We start from the raw sequence: 22,900 nt of genomic DNA on the forward strand, positions 1-22,900 counted from the left end.
TTGCGCGCTGACATGGGCAGCGTGAAGAACAGGCTGACGTGGCCACTGATTTCGAACAACGGAAATAACGAAAACTACAGCAGTCAGATCGACTACTTGGCGTCCGGTATGTCTGGCGGGCGGGCTTCGCCGCAGGCTGGACGTTCCCTGCTGCAGACCGGAATGGCGCTGATAATCGAAGACGACATTCATCGATACAGTATCGAGGGAATGCTTCGTTCGCTCGACATCCAGTTGACCATGCAATCCGTCGCGGATATCGAAGATCCCTCGACATTCTGCAACGGTCAGCTGATCATTTCGGACAGCAGAGCCCTGGAGTCCGTACCGGGCGAGACTGCTGAAAAGCTGCGCCTCCGTAACATCCATGTACTGATCTTGGTGGATTCGGCAGACGTTGTTGAGCAATCCTGGGTCGATCATGCAAGCGGTTTTCTGGATTGGGCGGACCTCCGTCCGGATACCCTGCGCGAAGCGATCATCGACGTGAAGGCTGGACGATTCCACGTCTCGGCGACCCTGGCGCGACGATCCGTGGCGTCGCCCGACCAGGCCGGTGAGGACACCGCCTCGAAGCGCGCGTCGATGATCGCGCTGACGGCACGTGAACATCAGGTGCTGCGCCTGATCGCCGAGGGGTTGAGCAACCGACAAGTCGCTCGATCGCTGGGTATCTCCGAGCATGGAGTCAAACGCGCGGTCGGCATCATTTTGGCCAAACTCAATTGCCCCAACCGAACCCTTGCGGTTGTCAGGGCCATGGAGTCCGGGCTGCTCGTCATGTGAGGTGTCGGCCTACGGGCGAAGTGGCGAAGTTCTGTTCGTGGGCACGGCCAAGGGTTGTCCCGAAATGGTCTTCGCTGAGCCGGAGACATGGATGCCCGCCGGGCGGGTCGCTCACTCGGCCCGGCACGGCGAGGTTGCGCAGGTGTGGGATGCCGGGCATCGCGTGGTGTACACATCGCCCGGGCCAGGCCCTCCCGGCGGCGGCCGGGCGTGGTGATGAACGGATGACAGATGCGCTGGCGGCGTTGTCGCCCCGCCGTCCCCTGAGCGGGCACGGCCCTGGCGGCACAACGTCGTGTCAGGTCGTCACCGCTCTCTCCGCCCGGTGATCGCCTTGACCATCAGGGGTTCGACGCCCGACGAGTCGAGCCGCGGGTGCGTGCCGCCGGCTTTCCCCGGCTGTGTGGGATTTAGTGATACGTGAGAAGGTCTGGGGCGTGAGTGAGACGCCACCGAACACCCTGCAATACCGCTTCGACGGGCCGGAAGACGCCCCAGTCCTGATCCTGGGTCCCTCACTGGGTACCACATGGCACATGTGGGACCGCCAGGTGCCGGAGCTGGTCAAGCAGTGGCGGGTCTTCCGGTTCGATCTGCCCGGCCACGGCGGCGCCCCCGCCCACCCGGCCGGTTCCGTCGCCGAGCTGACCGCCCGGCTGCTGGTGACGCTGGACGCGCTGGGAGTGCAGCGGTTCGGATACGCGGGGTGTGCGCTGGGCGGGGCCGTCGGCATCGAGCTGGCCCTGCGGCACCCCGAGCGGCTGGCCTCCCTCGCGCTGGTCGCGGCCTCCCCCCGGTTCGGCACCGCGGACGAGTTCCGCCAGCGCGGGGTGATCGTGCGCACCAACGGGCTCGACCCGATCGCCCGGACCGCGCCGGACCGCTGGTTCACCGGTGGGTTCGCCGCCGCGCAGCCGGCGATCACCGAGTGGGCGGTGCAGATGGTCCGCACCACCGATCCGGGCTGTTACATCGCCGCCTGCGAGGCGCTCGCCGGGTTCGACGTCCGGCCGGAGCTGGGCCGGGTCGGTGTGCCGACGCTGGTGCTGGTCGGTGCCGACGACCAGGTCACCGGTCCCGCCGAGGCCCGGACCCTGGTCGCCGGCATCCCGGACGCCCGCCTCGCGGTCGTCCCCGGCGCCTCGCACCTGGTCCCGGTGGAGCAGCCCGCCGCCGTCACCGACCTGCTGGTGCACCACTTCTCCAGTGCTTGGCAGCAGTCCTTCGACACCGGCCAGAACGTCCTGCCCAGTGCCCCGGCCGTCCCGGTCCCGGCCGCGCCGCCGCAGGCCGCGCCGGTCGCCGAGATCGCCCCGGCGGCCGTACCGGCGCAGGCCACCGGGCAGCCCGACCGGTACGGGACCGGGCTGAAGATCCGCCGGGAGGTGCTCGGCGACGCGCATGTGGACCGGGCGCTGGCGCAGGCCGACGAGTTCTCCGGGGACTTCCAGGAGTTCGTCACCCGGTACGTCTGGGGCGAGATCTGGGACCGGCCGGGCCTGGACCGGCGTACCCGCAGCTGCATCACGCTCACCGCGCTGGTCGCGGGCGGTCACCAGGAGGAGCTGGCGGCCCACACCCGCGCGGCCCTGCGCAACGGACTGACCCCGCACGAGATCGCGGAGGTGCTGCTCCAGGCGGCCGTCTACTGCGGTGTGCCGGCCGCGAACCGCGCGTTCCGGGTGGCCCGGGAGGTCATCCGGGAGGAGACCACGCCCGCCGAGTAGGGCCCCGCGGGGCCGTCGTACGCGGCAGGATGGTGAGACATGAAGCTCACGAAGAAGTCCCACGCCTGCGTCCGCCTCGACAAGGAGGGGCGCACCCTCGTCATCGACCCGGGCGGGTTCTCCGAGGAGGACGCGGCGGTCGGCGCGGACGCCGTCCTGGTCACGCACGAGCACCCGGACCACTTCGACGAGGGCCGGCTGCGGGCCGCCCTGGAGGCCAACCCGGCCGCCCGGATCTGGGCGCCGAGGTCCGTCGCCGACCAGATCGCGGCGGCCTTCCCGGGCCGCGTGCACACCGTCGGCCACGGCGACGCGTTCAGCGCCGCCGGTTTCGAGGTGGAGGTCCACGGCGAGCTGCACGCGGTGATCCACCCGGACATCCCGCGGATCACCAACGTCGGCTTCCTGATCGACGGCGGCAGGGTCTTCCACCCCGGCGACGCCCTCACCGTCCCCTCGCGCCCGGTGGAGACCCTGATGCTCCCCGTGATGGCTCCCTGGAGCAAGATCTCCGAGGTGATCGACTACGTCCGCGAGGTCGGGCCGCAGCGCGCCTACGACGTCCACGACGCCCTGCTCACCGACCTCGCCCGGCCGATCTACGACCGCCAGATCGGCGCCCTGGGGGGCACGGACCACCTGCGGCTGGATCCGGGGGCCTCCGCCGATCTGTGAGCACGGCCGGTTGTCGGACCCGCCGGGTAGGTTGGGGGACATGCGCATCGCCACCTGGAACGTGAACTCGATCACCGCCCGCCTGCCGAGGCTGCTGGCCTGGCTGGAGAGCAGCGGCACCGACGTGCTCTGCCTCCAGGAGGCCAAGATCGCCGAGGAGCAGTTCCCGGTCGACCAGCTGCGCGAACTGGGCTACGAGGCGGCGGTCCACGCGACCGGCCGGTGGAACGGCGTGGCGGTACTCTCCCGCGTCGGCATCGAGGACGTGGTCAAGGGCCTGCCCGGTGACCCCGGCTACGACGGTGTGACCGAGCCGCGCGCCCTCTCGGCGACCTGCGGCCCGGTCCGCGTCTGGTCGGTGTACGTGCCCAACGGCCGCGAGGTCGGGCACCCGCACTACGCGTACAAGCTCCAGTGGTTCGAGGCCCTGAGAGCGGCGGTGCGGGGCGACGCGCAGGGCAGTCGCCCGTTCGCGGTGCTGGGTGACTACAACGTGGCGCCGACGGACGACGACGTCTTCGACCGGGCCGCCTTCGAGGGCTCCACCCATGTCACCCCGGCCGAGCGCGCCGCCCTGGCCGCCCTGCGCGAGGAGGGCCTGAGCGACGTCGTGCCGCGCCCGCTGAAGTACGACCAGCCGTTCACCTACTGGGACTACCGCCAGCTCTCCTTCCCCAAGAACCGCGGCATGCGCATCGACCTGGTGTACGGCAACGTGCCGTTCGCCCAGGCCGTCAAGGACGCCTACGTCGACCGCGAGGAGCGCAAGGGCAAGGGCGCCTCCGACCACGCGCCGGTGGTGGTCGACCTGGACGTGTGATGCCACGCTGGGTCCATGCACCTTCCGTTCCTGGGCCCCCGGCACAAGAAGAACGGTGACGCGGCGCTCCCCGCCGACCCAGGGGCGGTCGCGGCGCTGCTCTCCGAGTGCGAGCTGCTGCGCTCGCAGGCGGTGCGGGCGGGCGTCCGCCTCGACGACACTCCGGCCTCGCTGGAGGCCCTGGACCAGCTGGTGCCGCGCTGGCGGGACGACGCCGAGCTGCTGCCCTGGCTGGGCCACGACGCCGGCCTGTACCTGGGCACGGTCGTGGTGCGGACCGTACCCGGCGCCGCCTGGCAGATCACCTCCGACGGCGAGCCCGTCGTGCGGCTCACCTCCGGCCGCGTGTTCGAGGTGGTGCCGGCCGGACAGGAGTGGGCGGTCAGCGGGGTCCCCGAGCTGTCCCAGCTGTACGCGGAGATCGCCGAGGCCTGACTCCCTGGGGGCCTCCCTGCCCCCCGCCGGCGTCCCTGGGGCTCGGGCCGGCACGGTGCCGGGGGCCCGGCAACTCCACTGCGATTCCGACCAGTTGCGGTTGCCGGGGGCGGCGGACGAGCTGCCTCGCGCGGCCGTGGACACCGGTGAACGCGGCCGGTGGGAGGCCGCGTTCACACCCTGCTCGCGCGCGTCCCGCGAGCAGTTCCCCCACGCCGGCAAACGCATCGCCGCCAACCTCGACTACGATTTGCCGTTCATCCCCGTGGTGATGGTGACCGCCGATCCACATCGGGATGTGCCTGCTGCTCTCGTGGTTCGCCGGCCGGGTGTCCCGCCGTGAGCAGCGCAGTCCCAGGGCCGGCCGTGGCGGTCGCCGCGGCCGGCCCTGGGACGCTGCTGCCGGGTGGGGAGCCCCCCCATGGCCCCGGGACCGCAAGGGGGCAGCAGACCACACGGGCCAGGCTCGTCCGGCGGCAGCCGGAGATCACTGCTCGCGCAAGGGGACGGACACGTATGACGGGTCGTCCACGGGCGAGGAGAAGGTCAGCTGCGCGCCGGACGGGTTGTGCTCGAGGTAGAGCGGGTCGACCGTGTCGACCACCAGCGCGAGGCGGTGCCCGGCGGGGACGTCGTAGGCCGTGGAGAACAGGTCCAGGTCGACGGTGAACGGTTCGCCGGGCGTCCGCCCGTGCCAGGTGTACGGCGCGTGGGTGACGAGCTTGCCCAGGCCGAGCGGGCCCACGTCGTACAGGTAGGCGATCAGGGTGCCGCTCTCCGCGGTCGGGGTGAGCGTGGTGTGCAGGCTCGCCGTGCCGCGCACCCGCTGGGCGCTGCCGTACCGCTCCGACTGCCAGACGGCCGCCCAGCGGCGCGGCAGCAGCGGCATCGAGGCGACGGGCGGCAGTTGGGCCACCTGGTCCAGGATGCTGGAGAGGAAGACGATGCCGCCGTCCGCGCCGGAGTCGACGTTCGCGTGGATCGTGGGGGAGCCCGCCAGTGCGATCTTCCGCCGGGTCGCGGCGACCGACTTCCAGTCCGGGTAGCCCTCGTATCCCCCCGCGCTGCGGGGCTTCAGCCGGACCGGCTGTTCGCGCTCGATGCCGTTGTCGGCGCCTTTGAGGTAGTGGTCGAACCAGCGCTCGGTGTCCGTCCACACGTCGTTGGGCAGCCCGAACAGGCCGGTCAGTTCGGGGGTGGCGTGGTCGCCGGGGCGCAGCTCCAGCCGCTTGGGCCCGGTCAGCTTCTCGTAGAAGGAGGCGTACTGGTTCGCCGGGAAGACCGTGTCGCCCCAGGCGTTGGCCAGCATGACCGCGGCGCCGTTGGCGTTCAGCTGGTCGGTATAGGTCACGGGGGAACGTTTCTGCCCCCAGTCGATCATCTCCTGTTCCTTCGACAGGTTCGAGGAGTACAGGTTGTCGAAGATGGCGCGCAGTTCGGGGCTCTCGTGGCCGGTGAGGGTGGCGGCGCCGTCCAGCACGGCCGCCGCCTGGAGGTGCTGGGTGCGGCCGGAGTAGATGGAGTCGATCAGGTCCGCCCAGCCGCTGAGCGCGGCCACGGCCTTGACGCGCTTGTCGTGCGCGGCGGCGAGCAGGCTGATACCGGCGCCGTACGAGACCCCGGCCATGCCGATGTGCCGCGGATCGGCCGGGGTGTGGGCCAGTGCCCAGTCGATGACCCGGGAGGCGTCCGCTACGTCGGGTGGACCGGCCACTTCTATCCGGCCGCCGGACTGCCAGAAGCCGCGCACGTTGTAACCGACCACCACATAGCCGGAGTCGGCGAGCTTCTGCGCCTGGGCGAGGTACTCCACCTGGGGCAGGCCCCAGCTCGTGGGCAGCACGACGAGCGGGTAGCGGGCCGAGGCGCCGGCGCCCGCGGGCGTGAGGACGTTGGCCTTGAGCACGGTGCCGCCGTCGCCGGTGATGTCGACGAAGCGGACGGACGGGGCGGCCTGGGCGGCCGGTGCGAGGCCGGTGACGGTGCCGGCGATCAGGGCCGCCGAGACGGCTGCCGCGGCGGAGGTGCGCAGGGCGGCGCGACTGTGTCCCACGGGGTCACTCCTTCACTGGTTCCGTGCAAAGTGACCCGACGGTAACCGCGCCTTCTTACCGTAAGTAACCCGTCGGTAAGTTACGTACGGGTAAAGATTGTTGAGGGCTCACTCGTCGCCGCCGGTGACGGGCTCGGGTCGCGGTGTCCGCGCCGCCCGCGTCACGTCCGCCACCAGCTCCACCACATCCGGGCCGTACGCCCGCGAGTTGACCACCTTCAGCAGCAGGACGAAGGAACCGGTGCGGTACCTGCGGGCCAGCCGCTCGTGGTGGCGGGCCAGATAGCGTGTGGCGGCCTGGTTGGTGATGGCGCTCTGGCCGCAGAAGAGGAACACCGGGCGGGCGTCGCGCCGCTCGCCCACGGTGAGCCGGGCGAGCAGCACGTACTCGCTCCGGCCGGTCTCCGCGCGGTAGTCGGAGCCGTCGATCCGGAAGGCCCCGCGGTCCGCACCGGCCTCGGCCTCCACGTTCACGCGCACGCCCGGCAGCAGCGAGGACAGATGAGCCGCCGTGCGGTGGTTGGAGACGGGGCCGCCGAGGCAGAACTCCGTGCGCTCCCCGAAACCCTGCCGGGCGGCGTCGTGTGCGACGACCTGGGCGTGCGCGCGGCAGTCCTTGATGAGCGCGGACAACTCCAGCAGGGCGAACACGTCGTGCCGCATCACCGCCAGTTCGGGGCCGCCCGCGTTGCGGTTGACCACCAGCAGCGCCTCGGAGTGGTCCGGCAGCCCGAAGAAGGCCTGCTTGCGGCGCAGTCCCCGCCGCCACAGGAAGGTGCGGGTCAGCCAGCCCAGCGCGGCACTGACGCCGGCCGCCATGACGCCGAGGACGATGTTGCGCACGTCGTCGTTCATGGCCGCGCATGCTAGCGGGCCCTGGGGTAGACGTACGTACCGGTGTTCGATGTGTGACGTTCGTGTGGCGGGCCGCCGAGGCGTACTGTCAGTACTACGGCAATCTGGTTACGCTGCGCGGACTGTCCCGGCGGGAGGTACGGATGGGTCGTCCTGGCACGCGGAAACTGGTGGTACTGGCGGTCTCGGCCGCCATGGTGTCGGTGGGGGCGGCGGCCCCGCCCGGCACGGCGGCGAGCGGGACGCCGGCGAAGGTTCCGGTGGCCGTCGGGTACGGCGGCGCGGTCGCCAGCGTCGACCCGGACGCCTCCGCCGCCGGCATCGAGGTCCTCAAGAAGGGCGGCAACGCGGTCGACGCGGCCGTCGCCACGGCCGCCGCGCTCGGTGTGACCGAGCCCTACTCGGCCGGCATCGGCGGGGGCGGCTACTTCGTCTACTACGACGCCCGAACCCGCACCGTCCACACCATCGACGGCCGCGAGACCGCGCCGCTGAGCGCCGACTCCGACCTGTTCCTGGAGAAGGGCAAACCGCTCGCCTTCGAGGACGCCGTCAGCAGCGGCCTGAGCGTCGGCACTCCGGGCACCCCCGCCACCTGGCAGCGCGCGCTGGGGGAGTGGGGCACCAGGAGGCTCGCCGCGGTACTGAAACCGGCAGAGCGGATCGCGCGCGCCGGCTTCACGGTGGACGGCACCTTCCGCTCGCAGACCGCGTCCAACGAGGCCCGGTTCCGCTACTTCCCGGACACCGCGAAGCTGTTCCTGCCGGGCGGACGGCTCCCGGTCACCGGCTCCACGTTCAAGAACCCCGAACTCGCCCGCACCTACGAGGAGCTGGGCCGCAAGGGCGTCGACGCGGTCTACCACGGGGACATCGGCGACGACATCGTCCGCACGGTGGAACACCCGCCCGTGGACCCCGCCTCCCACTGGAACGCGCGCCCCGGCAAGCTGGCCGAGAAGGACCTGGCCGTCTACCACGCCAAGTCGCAGGCGCCCACCCGGACGTCGTACCGCGGCCTGGACGTGTACTCCATCGCCCCCTCCTCCTCCGGCGGCACCACCGTCGGCGAGGCGCTCAACATCCTGGAGGACAGCGACCTCTCCAGGGCGAGCAAAACGCAGTATCTGCACCGTTTCATCGAGGCCAGCCGCATCGCCTTCGCGGACCGCGGGCGCTGGGTCGGTGACCCCGCCTTCGAGGACGTACCGACCAGGCAGCTGCTGTCGCAGCGGTTCGCCGACTCGCGCGCCTGCCTGATCCGCGGCGACGCGGTCCTCACCAGCCCGCTCGCGCCCGGCGACCCGCGCCACCCCGCGGCCTGCGGCAAGGGCGGCACGGCGGCCCCGACGACCTACGAGGGGGAGAACACCACCCACCTCACCGTGGCCGACAAGTGGGGCAACGTCGTCTCCTACACGCTCACCATCGAGCAGACCGGCGGCAGCGGCATCACCGTCCCGGGCCGGGGCTTCCTGCTCAACAACGAGCTGACCGACTTCTCCTTCGCGCCGGCCAACCCGGCCGTGCACGACCCCAACCTGCCGGGCCCGGGCAAGCGCCCGCGCTCCTCGATCTCCCCGACGATCGTCCTGGACCGGCACGGCAGGCCGGTGGTGGCGCTCGGCTCGCCCGGCGGCGCGACCATCATCACCACCGTGCTCCAGACGCTCACCGGGTTCCTGGACCGGGGGCTGCCGCTGGTCGACGCCATCGCCGCCCCGCGCGCCAGCCAGCGCAACGCGGCCCAGACGGAGATCGAGCCCGCCCTGTACGACAGTGACCTCAGGGCGCGGCTGGAGGCCCTCGGGCACAGCTTCAAGGTGAACCCGGAGATCGGCGCGGCGACCGGCGTGCAGCGGCTGCCCGGGGGGAAGTGGCTGGCCGCCGCCGAGAAGGTGCGGCGCGGCGGCGGCTCGGCGATGGTGGTCGACCCGGCACCGTAGACGGCGGCACCCGGACGGCAGTGTCCCCCGGGAAGCCGGTGTCCCCCGGCTGAGCCGGGGGACACGCTCACAACTCGGGTGCGGGCGGCCGGGCTTCCTCCGTGCGGAAGTCCAGCCGCCCGTCCTGCGCGTCCACCGTCACCCGGCTGCCCCTGGCGATCGTGCCGTCCAGCAGCAGCCGGGACAGCTGGTTGCCCACCTCGCGCTGGATCGTGCGGCGCAGTGGCCGGGCACCGTACTCCGGCTGGTAGCCGCGCTCGGCGAGCCAGTCGACGGCCGCGTCCGTGAACTCCACCGTGATGCCCTGCCCGTCCAGCAGCCGCCGGGTGCCCTCCAGCAACAGATCGGTGATCTGCCGCAGTTGCTCGCCCGTCAGCTGACGGAAAACCACGATCTCGTCGATACGGTTGAGGAACTCCGGCCGGAAGTGCTCCCGCAGCGGCCGCAGGATCTGTTCCCGCCGCGCCTCCTCGTCCGCGTCCGCACCACCCGGCCCGAACCCGATCCCGGCACCGCGCCGGGTGATCGCCTCGGAGCCCAGGTTGCTCGTCATCACGATGACCGCGTTGGTGAAGTCCACGGTGCGCCCCTGCGAGTCGGTCAGCCGGCCGTCGTCCAGCACCTGGAGCAGGATGTTGAAGACGTCCGGATGTGCCTTCTCCACCTCGTCCAGCAGGAGCAGCGAGTACGGGTGCCGGCGCACCACCTCGGTGAGCTGCCCCGCCTCCTCGTGGCCGACGTACCCGGGCGGGGCGCCCACCAGCCGCGAGACGGTGTGCCGCTCCTGGTACTCGCTCATGTCGAGCCGGACCATCCGGTCCTCGCTGCCGAACAGGGCCTCGGCCAGCGCCCGGGCCAGCTCCGTCTTGCCGACACCGGTCGGGCCGAGGAACAGGAAGCTGCCGATCGGCCGGTGCGGGCTGGCCAGCCCTGCGCGGGAGCGCAGCACCGCCTCCGCGACCACGCCGACGGCCTCCTCCTGGCCGACGACCCGCTGGTGCAGGTGCTCCTCCAGGCCGAGCAGCCGTTCCTTCTCCTCCTGCGTGAGCCTGCTGACCGGGATGCCGGTCCGGCGGGACACCACCTCGGCGATGGCCTCCGCCGTCACCTCCAGCTGCCCCTCGTCGGCCCTCCCGTCGCCGCTGGCCGCCGTGATCCGCTGCTTCAGCTCGGTGATCCGGTCGCGCAGCTGCTTGGCCTGCTCGTAGTCCTCGTCCGCGACCGCCTGGTCCTTGTCCAGGACCAGCTGCTCCACCTCGCGCTCCATCGCGCGCACGTCCGTGCCCTTCGTGCCGGCACCGAGCCGGACCCGCGCGCCCGCCTGGTCGATCAGGTCGATCGCCTTGTCGGGCAGCCGCCGGTCCGTGAGATACCGGTCGGACAGCTCCACGGCGGCGATCAGCGCCTCGTCGGTGTAACGCACCTGGTGGTGGGCCTCGTACCGGTCGCGCAGCCCGCGCAGGATCTCGATCGTGTCGGCGGCCGTCGGCTCCGGCACCAGGATCGGCTGGAACCGGCGGGCCAGCGCCGCGTCCTTCTCGATCCGGCGGTACTCCTCCAGCGTGGTCGCGCCCACGATGTGCAGCTCGCCCCGGGCGAGAGCCGGCTTGAGGATGTTCCCGGCGTCCATCGCGCCGCCCTCGCCGCCGGCCCCCGCGCCCACGACGGTGTGCAGCTCGTCGATGAACACCACCAGCCGGTCGGAGTGCGCGCGGATCTCGTCCACGATGTTGTTCAGGCGTTCCTCGAAGTCACCCCGGTAACGGGTGCCGGCCACGACACCCGTCAGGTCCAGGGCCACGACCCTGCGCCCCGCCAGGACGTCCGGGACGTCACCGTCCGCGATGCGCTGGGCCAGCCCCTCCACGACGGCCGTCTTGCCGACACCCGCGTCACCGATCAGCACCGGGTTGTTCTTGCCGCGCCGCGACAGCACCTCGATGGTCTGCTCGATCTCCGCGTCCCGGCCGATGACCGGGTCGACCCGGCCCTGCCGGGCCAGCTCGGTCAGATCACGGCCGTACTTGTCCAGGGTCGGCGTGCCGGTGGGCCGCTGCCGCTCCGGGCGGGGCTGGCTGCTCTCCGGGGCCTCCGGCGGCAGGGAGCCCGCCGAGAACCGGGCCGCGTTCAGGATGTGCCCGGCCGCCGAGTCCGGATTCGCGGCCAGCGCGCTCAGCACGTGCTCCGGGCCGATGTACCCGGCGCCGCTCGCCCGCGCCAGGTCGTGCGCGTCCAGCAGGGCCCGCTTGACCGCCGGGGTCAGCGACAGCGACGTCGGCGGCGGTGCCTCGCCCGGCCCGTGCTGCGCCGGACCGGCCCGGTGGTCGATCTCCGTCGCGAGCGAGTCCGGGTCCGCGCCCGCCCGGCTCAGCAGACTCCGGGTGGGCTCCGTGGACAGCGCCGCGCGCAGCAGGTGCTGGGTGTCCAGGTCCCGGCTGCCGTGTTCGGCGGCGTACTGGGCGGCCCCTCTGACCAGCTCCCGGGCCGGCTGGCTGAGCAGGCGGCCGATGTCGATGTGCCGGGGGCCGGGGGCACCCCCGGGGGCGCCGCCGAAGAAGCGGGCCAGGAACTCGCCGAACGGGTCAGGAGGGTAGCCGTTGGTCATGGCGTTGCGTTCCTTCGCTGACGACTGGCTCCGCCGGGTAACCGGGTGGGGGCGGTTCATGCCCACGATGACACGATCCCCTGGGGCGGGCATGTTCGCCGCGGTGTCCCTCGCGGGGGCGGGGTGAGCGGGTGCTGTTCGTCGGCGGGTGCACGGGGTCTGTGCCGCCCATGCGGCTCCTCGCGCCTCTCCGGGTGGGCCCTCGTGCCGTGAGGAGAAGCGGGGGCCGTGCCGGTCCGGGCGGCAGCCGTGGCCGGGGATCCCGCCGGGAGCCGTTCGCGCGCCGCCGGAAAACTCTGCGTAGCAGGTCCGTAACACGACTGGTGTTGCCTACCGGACGGAGCGCTGGCAGCCGGGCGGGAGCGGAGGCGATGGCGGTGGATCGACTTCCCGGCAGCGTGCGGGAGTTCGCTAGCTACCTGGACGGACTTCTGGCCCGGGCCGGGCAGGGCGGGGGCAGGAGCGCGGTCTTCTGGCACCGTGATCCCGAGGGGATGCGGGCCTGCCTGGACGGGCGCGAGATCCCCCCGTGGGATGTGGTCGAGGCCCTGCTGGAGGACCTCGGCGCGACCTGCGGTCCCGCCGTCGCGGCGGCCGAACGGGAAGGGGCCCGCGCGCTGCACGCCGCCGCGCTCACCGCGTACGACGCCCGGCCCGGCGCGCGGGACATTCTGGCCGACCGGCTCGACGTCATGCTCGGCGAGCAGCGCTACGCCGCGGAGCGCCACGCCGAACTGAGCCGTCTGCTGTCCGAGCCGGTGTCCGGGGCGCGCGCCGAGATTCTCCGCACCCACCTCGCCCAGGCCCGCGACGACCACGAACGCGCCACCGCACGCTGCGCCGAACTGCAGTCCCGCATGGCCGAGTTGGACCGACCGAGGGCACACGCGTTCCCCCGCCGGACGCCGGGTCCGGCGCGCCCGGAGGTCCCCTCCCATGCGACGCCCCCGGCTCGTCCGCCGTCTCCCGCTTCCGGCGGCGCGCCTTGGTACCCGCCGGCGGCCCCCGAGCCGCCGGTGCCGCCCGCCTCACCGGCCCCCGTGCCCCCGACGGCCCCCGCCCCGCCCGTGACGCCCCCGCCCCGCGGGCGTCGTCGTGGTGGTGCGCGGTTCGCCGGGGCGGGGGAGGGCGACGCGGGCGCCCCGGTGGTCGTGCCGCAGGCCTGCGGGCCGGGCGCCGGCGCCGGGGGCCGTACGCCTCGCGGGGCCCGGTTCGCCGGGGCCGCGGGGCCGGCCGTGGCGGAGCCGGTGGCTGCCGCGGTGGTGGACGAAGGGGCCCGGGAGGCGATCGCCGGGGCCGTGGAGCGGCTCGCCCGGCTGCGGGCCGAGGGACGCAGCGGTGAGGCGCACGTGCTGCTGGCCGAGGCCGCGCGGTGGCCGGCCGGCCGGCTGCCGCCGCTCGCGGACGCCCTGTGCCGGGCCGGACTCGGGGCCGACTGGACCACGCTGCTGTGGGAGGCCGCCTCGCTGCCCGCCGAGCGGCTGGTCGCCGCCGCCGACGCGCTCGCCGCGGCCGGGCGGGACGCCGACGCGCGGCAGATGCTGCGGCAGGGCGTGGCGAGGCCGGCGGAGCAGATCGGTGCGGCCGTGCTGCGGCTGGGCGAGGAGGGCCGGCACCGGGAGGCGTGGGCCCTGCTGGACGCCTGCGTGCGGGCCCGTACGCCCGAGGAGGCCGCCCGGTGCGCCGCCGCCGGTCCGGAGCGCCTGGTGCCCCTCCTGCTGACGGCCGCGCTCGGCGTGTCCGACGAGCGGCACTGGGACGTCGTGCACGCGCTGCGGGTGGCCGGCCACGGTTTATGACCGGCGGCGCGGGAGCGCACCCGGTCCGCCCCCGACGGGCGGAGCCGCTCACCCACCGGAGTGTGAAACGTGATCGACTGCGCGGGTTGGCGGCGATGGTCTTGGCAAGGGCCTCCCGGAGGCTTAAGTTCGTCCCTCTACGGCCTGCTCTACGGGCGTAGAGGCTCTGAGGCCGCGTCGAAGGAGCAGCTCATGGCCAACGTCGTACGCGCCGCTCTGGTCCAGGCCACCTGGACCGGCGACACCGAGTCCATGGTGGCGAAACACGAGGAGCACGCCCGGGAGGCGGCTCGCCGGGGCGCACGGATCATCGGTTTCCAGGAAGTCTTCAACGCCCCCTACTTCTGCCAGGTGCAGGAACCGGAGCACTACCGCTGGGCCGAGCCGGTGCCCGACGGGCCGACCGTCCGCCGGATGCGGGACCTCGCCCGCGAGACCGGCATGGTGATCGTCGTCCCGGTCTTCGAGGTCGAGCAGTCCGGTTTCTACTACAACACCGCCGCCGTGATCGACGCCGACGGCACCTACCTCGGCAAGTACCGCAAGCACCACATCCCCCAGGTCAAAGGCTTCTGGGAGAAGTACTACTTCAAACCCGGCAACCTGGGATGGCCCGTCTTCGACACCGCCGCCGGCAAGGTCGGCGTCTACATCTGCTACGACCGGCACTTCCCGGAGGGCTGGCGGCAACTCGGCCTGAACGGCGCCCAGCTGGTCTACAACCCCTCCGCCACCCACCGGGGCCTGTCCGCCCACCTGTGGCAGCTGGAGCAGCCCGCCGCGGCCGTCGCCAACGAGTACTTCGTCGCCGCCATCAACCGGGTGGGGCAGGAGGAGTACGGCGACAACGACTTCTACGGCACCTCGTACTTCGTCGATCCGCGCGGACGCTTCGTGGGGGAGACCGCCGACGACAAGTCCGAGGAACTCGTCGTCCGCGACCTCGACTTCGACCTCATCGAGGAGGTGCGGCAGCAGTGGGCCTTCTACCGTGACCGCCGCCCCGACGCCTACGACGGGCTGGTGCGGCCGTGAACGACCTCTACTCCCGTCACCGCCGTGTGCTGCCCGACTGGCTCGCCCTCTACTACGACGACCCCATCGAGATCACCCACGGCGAGGGCCGGTACGTCTGGGACGCCGCCGGCCGCAGATACCTGGACTTCTTCGGCGGCATCCTGACCACGTCGACCGCGCACGCGCTGCCCGAGGTGACCAAGGCGGTCAGCGAGCAGGCCGCCCGGATCATCCACTCCTCGACCCTCTACCTCAACCGGCCGATGGTCGAACTCGCCGAGCGCATCGCCCAGGTGAGCGCCATCCCCGACGCCCGCGTGTTCTTCACCACCTCCGGCACCGAGGCCAACGACACCGCCCTGCTGCTCGCCACCGCCTACCGGCGCAGCAACACCGTGCTGGCCATGCGCAACAGCTACCACGGCCGCTCCTTCAGCACGGTCGGCATCACCGGCAACCGCGGCTGGTCACCGACCTCGCTGTCCCCGCTGCACACCCTGTACGTCCACGGCGGCGTCCGCACCCGGGGACCGTACGCGGAGCTGGACGACCGCGCGTTCACCGACGCGTGTGTGGCCGACCTGAAGGACGTCCTCGGGCACATCCGGCCGCCCGCCGCGCTGATCGCCGAACCCGTCCAGGGCGTCGGCGGGTTCACCTCGCCGCCCGACGGGCTGTACGCGGCGTTCCGCGAAGTCCTCGCCGCCCAGGGGATCCTGTGGATCGCCGACGAGGTGCAGACCGGCTGGGGCCGCACCGGCGACCACTTCTGGGGCTGGCAGGCGCACGCCCGCGGCGGCCCGCCGGACATCGTCACCTTCGCCAAGGGCATCGGCAACGGCATGTCCGTCGGCGGGGTGATCGCCCCCGCCGAGATCATGAACTGCCTGGACGCCAACAGCATCTCGACCTTCGGCGGCACCCAGCTCACCATGGCCGCCGCCCTCGCCAACCTCAATCACCTCCTGGAACACGACCTCCAGGGCAACGCCCGACGGGTCGGCGGACTGCTCATCGAGCGGCTCCGCACGGTCGCCGCCCGGCTGCCAGGAGTGCGCGAGGTACGCGGACGGGGACTGATGATCGGCGTCGAACTGGTCAAACCGGGCACGGACGAGGCCGACCCGCAGGCCGTCGCCGCGGTGCTGGAGGCGGCCCGCGACGGCGGACTGCTCATCGGCAAGGGCGGCGGTCACGACACCAGCGCCCTGCGGATCGCCCCGCCGCTGTCCCTGACCGTCGCCGAGGCCGAAGAGGGCGCGGCGATCCTGGAACAGGCGCTGAGAAGCGTGGAAGACAGCAGCTGACCAGCGCCACCGGCGGCAGCCGGGGGGCGTACGGAGACGACCGCCGCCCCCCGGCGGGCGCGCCGCCGACCGCGCCCCGACCGTACCGTCGACCGAGGGAGCAGCATGAGCAGCCGTACCGTCATCCGCGGCGGTCTCGTCATCACCGCGTCGGACGAGATCCACGCCGACGTCCTGATCGAGGACGGCCGCATCGCCGCCCTCGCCGCCTCCGGCACGCCCGCGGCCGGGGCGTTCACCGCCGAGCGGAGCGAGAGGGGGGAACCCCGGGCCGAAGGGTGGGGGAGGGTCATCGACGCCAGGGGCAAGTACGTCATCCCGGGCGGTGTCGACGCCCACACCCACATGGAGCTGCCCTTCGGCGGCACCTTCGCCTCGGACACCTTCGAGACCGGCACCCGGGCCGCGGCCTGGGGCGGTACGACGACGATCGTCGACTTCGCGGTGCAGAGCGTCGGCCACACCCTGCGCGAGGGCCTGGACACCTGGCACGCCAAGGCCGAGGGCAACTGCGCGATCGACTACGGCTTCCACATGATCGTCTCCGATGTGAACCAGGAGACGCTCAAGGAGATGGACCTGCTGATCGAGGAGGGGGTGACGAGCTTCAAGCAGTTCATGGCCTACCCGGGGGTGTTCTACAGCGACGACGGCCAGATCCTGCGCGCCATGCAGCGCGCCGCCGAGAACGGCGGCCTGATCATGATGCACGCCGAGAACGGCATCGCCATCGACGTCCTGGTCGAACAGGCCCTCGCCCGCGGCGAGACCGACCCCCGCTACCACGGCGAGGTCCGCAAGGCCCTGCTGGAGGCCGAGGCCACCCACCGCGCCATCCGCCTCGCCCAGGTCGCCGGCGCCCCGCTGTACGTCGTGCACGTCTCCGCCACCGAGGCGGTCGCCGAGCTGGCCCGGGCCCGGGACGAGGGGCTGAACGTCTTCGGCGAGACCTGCCCGCAGTACCTGTTCCTGTCCACCGACAACCTGGCCGAACCGGACTTCGAGGGCGCCAAGTACGTGTGCTCCACCCCGCTGCGGCCGAGGGAGCACCAGGCCGCCCTGTGGAAGGGGCTGCGCACCAACGACCTCCAGGTGGTCTCCACCGACCACTGCCCCTTCTGCTTCACCGGCCAGAAGGAGCTCGGCCGCGGCGACTTCTCCAAGATCCCCAACGGCCTGCCGGGTGTGGAGAACCGGATGGACCTGCTGCACCAGGCCGTCGTCGACGGGCACATCTCCCGCCGCCGCTGGATCGAGATCGCCTGCGCCACCCCGGCCCGCATGTTCGGCCTGTACCCGAAGAAGGGCACCCTCGCCCCGGGCGCCGACGCGGACGTCGTCATCTACGACCCGCACGCCGAACAGGTGCTGTCCGCAGAGACCCACCACATGAACGTGGACTACTCGGCGTACGAGGGCAGGCGCGTCACCGGCCGTGTCGAGACGGTCCTCTCCCGGGGTGAACTCGTCATCGACCAGCGGGAGTACACCGGCCGTGCCGGGCACGGCGTCTACACCCCGCGCTCCACCTGTCAGTACCTCGCCTAGGAGCGGCCCCATGGACTTCGGCCTCGTCCTCCAGACCGACCCGCCGGCCTCCCGCGTCATCAGCCTGATGAAGCGGGCCGAACGCAACGGCTTCCGCTACGGCTGGACCTTCGACTCCGCCGTGCTGTGGCAGGAGCCGTTCGTGATCCACAGCCAGATCCTCGCCAACACCTCCAGGCTCAAGGTCGGCCCGATGGTCACCAACCCGGGCACCCGCGCCTGGGAGGTCACCGCCTCCACCTTCGCCACCCTCAACGACATGTTCGGCAACCGCACCGTCTGCGGTATCGGCCGCGGCGACTCCGCGATGCGCGTCGCCGGCCGCGCGCCCGACACCCTCGCCCGGCTCAGCGGGGCCATGAAGGTGATCCGCGCCCTCGGCCGCGGCGAGGAGGCCGACCTCGGCGGCACGAGGATCCGGTTCCCGTGGGTCGGGGAGGGAGCCGAACTCCCCGTCTGGATGGCCGCGTACGGACCGAAGGCGCTGAAGATGGCCGGCGAGGAGGCCGACGGGTTCATCCTCCAGCTGGCCGACCTGTACCTGACCGAGTACATGGTGAAGAGCGTCAAGGAGGCGGCGGCCGCCGCCGGCCGCGACCCCGCCGAGGTCACCGTCTGCGTGGCCGCGCCCGCCTACGTCACCGAGGACGACTCGCCCGGGGCCCTCGCCCACGCCCGCGAGCAGTGCCGCTGGTTCGGCGGCATGGTCGGCAACCACGTCGCCGACCTGGTCGCCCGGTACGGCGAGCACTCCGGCCGGATCCCCCGGGAACTCACCGACTACATCAGGTCCCGGCACGGCTACGACTACGCCCACCACGGGCGCAGCGACAACCCGGACACCCGGTTCGTGCCCGACGAGATCGTGGACCGCTTCTGCGTGATCGGTCCCGCGCAGAAGCACATCGAGAAGCTGACCGCGCTGCGAGCCCTGGGCGTCGACCAGTTCGCCGTGTACGACATGCACGACGCGCAGGAGGCGACGATCGACGCCTACGGCAGCCGGATCATCCCCGCCGTCAACGCCTGACCCCGCTGGGCACGCCCCCGGCCCCGCCCCTCCTCGTCTCCCCCTCCCCGCCGTCCCGGGGAGGGGGCCGGTGCCCGCACGGCCGTTCCCGACAGGTCCCACGGGGCGCCACCAACGACGTCAGCGTCAACGGCCGTGTCCTGGTGCCGGGCCAAGCGGTCCGCCTGCGCAACGACGACCGGGTCCGACTGGGCCCGCTGGTCCACGTCGTCGTCCACGGCATCGGGAAAGGAACCCACCGGCCCGGTGGACCAGGGCCCGGCGTACGGCTGCTCAGCCCCGACCGCCGCCCAGCGCGGCGACCGCCGCCTTCGCCGCCTTGATGGCCCCCTTGTTGATCTCGTCCGTGGCGGGGGCCTTCTTGGTCTCGAAGTCGCTGCCGTTGTAGGTGACGACCACGAGCGCGTTGGCGGCCCGGGCCAGCACCACGCCCTCGCGGGTCTGCTGCTTGTCCTCGGTGGTGAGGTCGACCACCGAGTAGCCGCCGTCCCCGAGTCCGGGGACGGCCCCGCCACCGCTCTTCTCGCGGATCCGCTGCTCGTACTCCTCGCGCGCCTCCCGGTCCGACCCGGTGATCTCGAAGGACACGTCGAGCCAGCGGTAGTCGTAACCCGTGAGCGCGTTCCAGGAACAGGTGCGGCGCAGCTCCGTGTCGGTCGACGGGATCTCCTTGCCGGCCGTCCTGGCCCCCGGCACCAGGGACTTGACGGTGGCCGCGGGCACACTGGCGCAGGGGGCGGGCGCGGCGGTGTACGTCCTCGGCGCCGATGCCGTGGCCGAGGGCGCCGCGGAGGAGGCACCGGCGGGCACCTTATGGGCCGTCTGCTGCCCGGCGGCGGGCGGGGTGACCGGTCCGGACGTCAGCGCCCAGCCGGCGCAGGCGAGCACCGCGACCGGCGACAGGCGCGCGGTGAGGGCGAGCGGCAGAGGAAGGGAACGCACGGCGCACTTCTCGTGGGGAAGGGGGTGGGGAAAGGGTCCGCAGGGTGGACGGGGACGACAGTGTCACATGACTGCCTGTGCCGCGGAAGTGCCGACGCACTGCGTACCCACCCGGTCACGGCAGTCCAGGCACGGTGTGCCGCTATGTCCGTTAACCGACGCCCCCTGGCTGCGGAACCCCCCTTCCCTACGGCACCCTCGCCGTCCACTGCCGTGACGTGAACTTGATGCGGGCCAGTTCCTCGGCGCGTTCCAGTTCCTCGGCGGTGACCTTGCCCCGCGTCAGGCCGTAGCGCGCGCCGAAGGACTCGATCATCCGGTCGATGACCGCCTCGCGCGCCAGCCCCGTCTGACGCCGCAGCGGATCGACTCTCTTCCGGGCGCTCTTCGTGCCCTTGTCGGACAGCTTCTCCCGCCCGATCCGCAGGACCTCCACCATCTTGTCCGCGTCGATGTCGTACGACATCGTCACGTGGTGCAGTACGGCCCCCGGCCCGCCGCCGGGGCCGACGATCCGCTTCTGAGCCGCGCCCGCGATCTTGCCCTGGTCGGTCGCGATGTCGTTCAGCGGCTGGTACCAGGCGCGGATGCCCATGTCACCGAGGGCGCCCAGCACCCAGTCGTCCAGGTAGGCGTAGCTGTCCTGGAAGGACAGGCCGTGGACGAGGGACTCGGGCACCGACAGCGAGTAGGTGATCGTGTTGCCGGGCTCCACGAACATCGCGCCGCCGCCGGAGATCCGCCGCACCACCTCGATGCCGTGCCGGACGGCGCCCTCCGCGTCCACCTCGTTGCGCAGCGACTGGAAACTGCCGATGATCACCGCCGGGGCGCCCCACTCCCACACGCGCAGCGTCGGAGGGCGCCGGCCCGCGGCCACCTCCGCGGTCAGCACCTCGTCCAGCGCCATGTGCAGGGCCGGCGGCTGCGGACTGTCGTGGATCAGCTGCCAGTCGTAGTCCGTCCAGTCCGTGGCGTGCGCGAGCGCCCGGCGCACCGCGATCGCCACGCCCTCCGCCGTCAGGCCGTACATCACCGTCCCGGCGGGCAGAGCCGCCTCGATCCGGGCCGCGAGTCCCGCCGCGTCGGTGTCCGCCGGCGCGCCCTCCAGCGCCCGGTCCACCGCGTCCAGCGCCTCGTCCGGCTCCAGGAAGAAGTCCCCGGCCACCCGCACGTCCCGCAGCACACCGTCCGCGGCCTCCACGTCCACGACGACGAGCTTGCCGCCCGGCACCTTGTACTCACCATGCACTTGCCAGGGCCTCCCTTTCCCCCCGCACGAGATCAACGCCCGGTCGGCCCGGGGTGTTCCCCGGCGGCGGTGTGGTCCGTAGCATGCCGGGCGAGCAGAGGAGCACACAGGTGTTCACCACCCGGCCCACCCTCCACGGCACGTTCGGCATGGTGTCTTCCACCCACTGGCTGGCCTCCCAGTCGGCGATGGCGGTCCTGGAGGGCGGGGGTAACGCCTTCGACGCGGCCGTGGCCGGCGCGTTCGTGCTGCATGTGGTGGAGCCGCACCTCAACGGGCCGGCCGGTGAGGTGCCGGTCCTGCTCGCCCCGGCGGGCGGCGCGGTGCGGGTGCTGTGCGGGCAGGGCGTGGCCCCGGCGGGCGCCACCGTCGCCCACTACCGGAGCCTGGGGCTGGACCTCGTACCGGGCACCGGACCGCTCGCCGCCGCCGTGCCCGGCGCCTTCGACGCCTGGCTGCTGCTCCTGCGCGACCACGGCACCAGGTCCCTCGATGACGTGCTGAAGTACGCCATCGGGTACGCCGAGCGCGGGCACGCGCCCGTGGAGAACGTCGGCGCGACCGTCGAGAGCGTACGGCGGCTCTTCGAGACCGAGTGGACGTCGTCCGCGGAGGTCTACCTGCCGGGCGGACGTGCGCCCCGCCCCGGCACGCTGCTGCGCAATCCCGCGCTCGCCGCCACCTGGAGGCGGCTGCTGGCCGAGTCAGCCCGCGCGGGCGGCCGGGAGGCCCGGATCGACGCCGCGCGGGAGGCGTGGCGCTCGGGCTTCGTCGCCGAGGCCCTGGTACGGCAGTCCGGGCGGCCCACGGTCGACACCAGCGGCGAGCGCCACACCGGCACCCTCACCGAGGCCGACCTCGCCGGCTGGTCGGCGTCCTACGAGGCACCGGTGACGTACGACTGGAACGGCTGGACCGTGTGCAAGGCCGGTCCCTGGAGCCAGGGACCGGTCCTGCTCCAGCAACTGGCCCTGCTGCCGCCCGAACTGCCCGCCTACGGCACCGCCGACTACGTCCACCTGCTGGTCGAGGGCTGCAAGCTCGCCATGGCCGACCGCGAGGCCTGGTACGGGGACGCCGCCGAGGTGCCCGTCGCCGAGCTGCTGTCCGACGGATACAACGCGGCCAGGCGCGCACTCGTCGGCGGTACGGCCTCCTACGAGCTGCGGCCCGGCAGCCCCGGCGGGCGCGCCCCACGGCTGCCCGCGCTCGCATCGGCGGCCGCGGGCCCGGGCGCTCACGGACACCTGCGCGCGCGCGTGCCGGGCGCCGGCGAGCCGACGGTCGCGCAGTTCCCCGATGAGCCCCAGGTGTCAGGTGAGCCGCGGGTCGGCGCGGACGGCGTGACCCGGGGCGACACCTGTCACATCGACGTCGTCGACCGGTGGGGCAACATGGTCGCGGCCACGCCCAGCGGTGGCTGGCTCCAGTCCAACCCGGTCGTCCCCGAGCTGGGTTTCCCGCTCGGTACCCGTCTGCAGATGGCCTGGCTGGAGGAGGGCCTGCCCAACTCGCTCACTCCCGGCCGCCGTCCCCGCACCACGCTCACCCCGTCGCTCGCGCTGCGCGACGGGGTGCCGGTCCTCGCGTTCGGCACGCCCGGCGGTGACCAGCAGGACCAGTGGCAGCTGCACTTCCTCCTCGCCGCCGCGCTGCGCGCCCCCGTCCGCGGCGGCCTCGACCTCCAGGGCGCCATCGACGCCCCGAACTGGCACAACGACAGCTTCCCCAGTTCCTTCCACCCGCGCGGCCGGTGTCCCGGCAGCGTGACCGTCGAGTCCCGCACCGATCCCGGGGTGATCGAGGGGCTGCGGCGGCGCGGCCACGACGTCACCGTCGGCCCCGCCTGGTCCGAGGGGCGGCTGTGCGCGGTGGCCCGGGACCCGGGCACCGGCATCCTGTCGGCGGCGGCGAACCCGCGCGGCATGCAGGGGTACGCCGTGGGCCGCTGACGCGGGCGGGGGGCCTCCCCCGGGGACTCCTCCCGCAGCCCCGGGCTCCGTGCTCGGTCCTCCGTGCTCCGTCGTCCGTCGTTCATACCGATTCCCTCCGGAGTGCACCCGCGGGGCGGGGACTGTCAGGGGGACGTGCTCTCATGGAGGC

17 protein-coding genes and 1 pseudogene are annotated in these 22,900 nt (G+C 72.6%); 13 read left to right on the plus strand and 5 right to left on the minus strand.

The features are described 5' to 3' along the window. Window positions 1-12 precede the first annotated feature (12 nt). The 6 genes and pseudogenes from ACGFT1_RS07450 to ACGFT1_RS07475 form a co-directional block, all read left to right on the plus strand. Window positions 13-786, plus strand: a complete 774-nt coding sequence (locus ACGFT1_RS07450) for a response regulator transcription factor (protein WP_373908073.1) — start codon at window positions 13-15, stop codon at window positions 784-786. Between the two features lie 437 nt (window positions 787-1,223). Further along, a complete protein-coding gene (gene pcaC, locus ACGFT1_RS07455) occupies window positions 1,224-2,513 on the plus strand; it encodes a 4-carboxymuconolactone decarboxylase (RefSeq protein WP_373908074.1) in 1,290 nt (429 codons plus the stop codon). A 39-nt stretch (window positions 2,514-2,552) separates the two neighbouring features. Further along, window positions 2,553-3,188: an MBL fold metallo-hydrolase gene (locus ACGFT1_RS07460; RefSeq protein WP_373908075.1), complete on the plus strand. Its 636-nt coding sequence runs from the start codon at window positions 2,553-2,555 to the stop codon at window positions 3,186-3,188. 40 nt (window positions 3,189-3,228) lie between these two features. Continuing rightward, window positions 3,229-4,008 carry an exodeoxyribonuclease III gene (locus ACGFT1_RS07465; RefSeq protein ID WP_373908076.1) on the plus strand — a complete coding sequence of 260 codons (780 nt, stop codon included), beginning with the start codon at window positions 3,229-3,231 and terminating at the stop codon, window positions 4,006-4,008. Window positions 4,009-4,023: 15 nt separating this feature from the next. Further along, window positions 4,024-4,443, plus strand: a complete 420-nt coding sequence (locus ACGFT1_RS07470; RefSeq protein ID WP_373908077.1) for a DUF6278 family protein — start codon at window positions 4,024-4,026, stop codon at window positions 4,441-4,443. 199 nt (window positions 4,444-4,642) lie between these two features. After that, a pseudogene (locus ACGFT1_RS07475) lies at window positions 4,643-4,851 on the plus strand (amino acid ABC transporter permease); the annotation flags it as partial. 79 nt (window positions 4,852-4,930) lie between these two features. Here ACGFT1_RS07475 and ACGFT1_RS07480 read toward each other — a convergent pair. Both ACGFT1_RS07480 and ACGFT1_RS07485 read right to left on the minus strand, forming a co-directional pair. After that, window positions 4,931-6,496, minus strand: a complete 1,566-nt coding sequence (locus tag ACGFT1_RS07480) for an alpha/beta fold hydrolase (RefSeq protein WP_373908078.1) — start codon at window positions 6,494-6,496, stop codon at window positions 4,931-4,933. Between the two features lie 108 nt (window positions 6,497-6,604). After that, window positions 6,605-7,351, minus strand: a complete 747-nt coding sequence (locus ACGFT1_RS07485) for a hypothetical protein (RefSeq protein ID WP_373908079.1) — start codon at window positions 7,349-7,351, stop codon at window positions 6,605-6,607. Between the two features lie 143 nt (window positions 7,352-7,494). On the opposite strand from ACGFT1_RS07485, the gene ggt reads away from it, so the two are divergent. Continuing rightward, complete coding sequence (ggt, locus tag ACGFT1_RS07490) at window positions 7,495-9,297, plus strand: gamma-glutamyltransferase (protein WP_373908239.1); 1,803 nt, start codon at window positions 7,495-7,497, stop codon at window positions 9,295-9,297. Window positions 9,298-9,364: 67 nt separating this feature from the next. Here ggt and ACGFT1_RS07495 read toward each other — a convergent pair whose 3' ends face one another. Then, on the minus strand, window positions 9,365-11,902 hold the full coding sequence (locus ACGFT1_RS07495) for an ATP-dependent Clp protease ATP-binding subunit (protein WP_373908080.1): 2,538 nt from the start codon (window positions 11,900-11,902) through the stop codon (window positions 9,365-9,367). A gap of 371 nt (window positions 11,903-12,273) precedes the next feature. Between ACGFT1_RS07495 and ACGFT1_RS07500 the strand changes: the two genes are divergently transcribed. The 5 genes from ACGFT1_RS07500 (at window position 12,274) to ACGFT1_RS07520 (ending at window position 18,603) form a co-directional block, all read left to right on the plus strand. Then, window positions 12,274-13,701 (plus strand): hypothetical protein, encoded by a 1,428-nt coding sequence (locus tag ACGFT1_RS07500; RefSeq protein WP_373908081.1) that lies wholly within the window; start codon window positions 12,274-12,276, stop codon window positions 13,699-13,701. Between the two features lie 192 nt (window positions 13,702-13,893). Continuing rightward, a complete protein-coding gene (locus ACGFT1_RS07505) occupies window positions 13,894-14,736 on the plus strand; it encodes a nitrilase-related carbon-nitrogen hydrolase (protein WP_373908082.1) in 843 nt (280 codons plus the stop codon). Continuing rightward, window positions 14,733-16,025, plus strand: coding sequence for an aspartate aminotransferase family protein (locus ACGFT1_RS07510; RefSeq protein ID WP_373908083.1), 1,293 nt, complete (start codon window positions 14,733-14,735; stop codon window positions 16,023-16,025). Before ACGFT1_RS07505 ends, ACGFT1_RS07510 begins: the two co-directional genes overlap by 4 nt. Window positions 16,026-16,130: 105 nt before the next feature. Continuing rightward, complete coding sequence (hydA, locus tag ACGFT1_RS07515; protein ID WP_373908084.1) at window positions 16,131-17,573, plus strand: dihydropyrimidinase; 1,443 nt, start codon at window positions 16,131-16,133, stop codon at window positions 17,571-17,573. 10 nt (window positions 17,574-17,583) lie between these two features. Continuing rightward, a complete protein-coding gene (locus tag ACGFT1_RS07520) occupies window positions 17,584-18,603 on the plus strand; it encodes a TIGR03842 family LLM class F420-dependent oxidoreductase (protein ID WP_373908085.1) in 1,020 nt (339 codons plus the stop codon). Between the two features lie 273 nt (window positions 18,604-18,876). On the opposite strand, the gene ACGFT1_RS07525 is transcribed toward ACGFT1_RS07520, so the two are convergent. Beyond that, complete coding sequence (locus ACGFT1_RS07525) at window positions 18,877-19,545, minus strand: hypothetical protein (protein ID WP_373908086.1); 669 nt, start codon at window positions 19,543-19,545, stop codon at window positions 18,877-18,879. A 187-nt stretch (window positions 19,546-19,732) separates the two neighbouring features. Further along, window positions 19,733-20,797 carry a biotin/lipoate A/B protein ligase family protein gene (locus tag ACGFT1_RS07530; protein ID WP_373908087.1) on the minus strand — a complete coding sequence of 355 codons (1,065 nt, stop codon included), beginning with the start codon at window positions 20,795-20,797 and terminating at the stop codon, window positions 19,733-19,735. A 110-nt stretch (window positions 20,798-20,907) separates the two neighbouring features. Here ACGFT1_RS07530 and ACGFT1_RS07535 point away from each other — a divergent pair, with 110 nt between their 5' ends. Then, window positions 20,908-22,749, plus strand: a complete 1,842-nt coding sequence (locus ACGFT1_RS07535; RefSeq protein WP_373908088.1) for a gamma-glutamyltransferase family protein — start codon at window positions 20,908-20,910, stop codon at window positions 22,747-22,749. Window positions 22,750-22,900 lie beyond the last annotated feature (151 nt).

The organism is Streptomyces sp. Y20 (genome assembly GCF_043195475.1).
Classification (GTDB): Bacteria; Actinomycetota; Actinomycetes; order Streptomycetales; family Streptomycetaceae; genus Streptomyces.

Coding starts and splice junctions, on each gene's coding strand:
- ACGFT1_RS07460 (WP_373908075.1), top strand. CDS start 2,553: ATGAAGCTCACGAAGAAGTCCCACGCCTGCGTCCGCCTCGACAAGGAG.
- ACGFT1_RS07500 (WP_373908081.1), top strand. CDS start 12,274: ATGGCGGTGGATCGACTTCCCGGCAGCGTGCGGGAGTTCGCTAGCTAC.
- ACGFT1_RS07505 (WP_373908082.1), top strand. CDS start 13,894: ATGGCCAACGTCGTACGCGCCGCTCTGGTCCAGGCCACCTGGACCGGC.
- ggt (WP_373908239.1), top strand. CDS start 7,495: ATGGGTCGTCCTGGCACGCGGAAACTGGTGGTACTGGCGGTCTCGGCC.
- ACGFT1_RS07450 (WP_373908073.1), top strand. CDS start 13: ATGGGCAGCGTGAAGAACAGGCTGACGTGGCCACTGATTTCGAACAAC.
- ACGFT1_RS07520 (WP_373908085.1), top strand. CDS start 17,584: ATGGACTTCGGCCTCGTCCTCCAGACCGACCCGCCGGCCTCCCGCGTC.
- hydA (WP_373908084.1), top strand. CDS start 16,131: ATGAGCAGCCGTACCGTCATCCGCGGCGGTCTCGTCATCACCGCGTCG.
- ACGFT1_RS07465 (WP_373908076.1), top strand. CDS start 3,229: ATGCGCATCGCCACCTGGAACGTGAACTCGATCACCGCCCGCCTGCCG.
- ACGFT1_RS07470 (WP_373908077.1), top strand. CDS start 4,024: ATGCACCTTCCGTTCCTGGGCCCCCGGCACAAGAAGAACGGTGACGCG.
- ACGFT1_RS07485 (WP_373908079.1), bottom strand. CDS start 7,351: ATGAACGACGACGTGCGCAACATCGTCCTCGGCGTCATGGCGGCCGGC.
- ACGFT1_RS07495 (WP_373908080.1), bottom strand. CDS start 11,902: ATGACCAACGGCTACCCTCCTGACCCGTTCGGCGAGTTCCTGGCCCGC.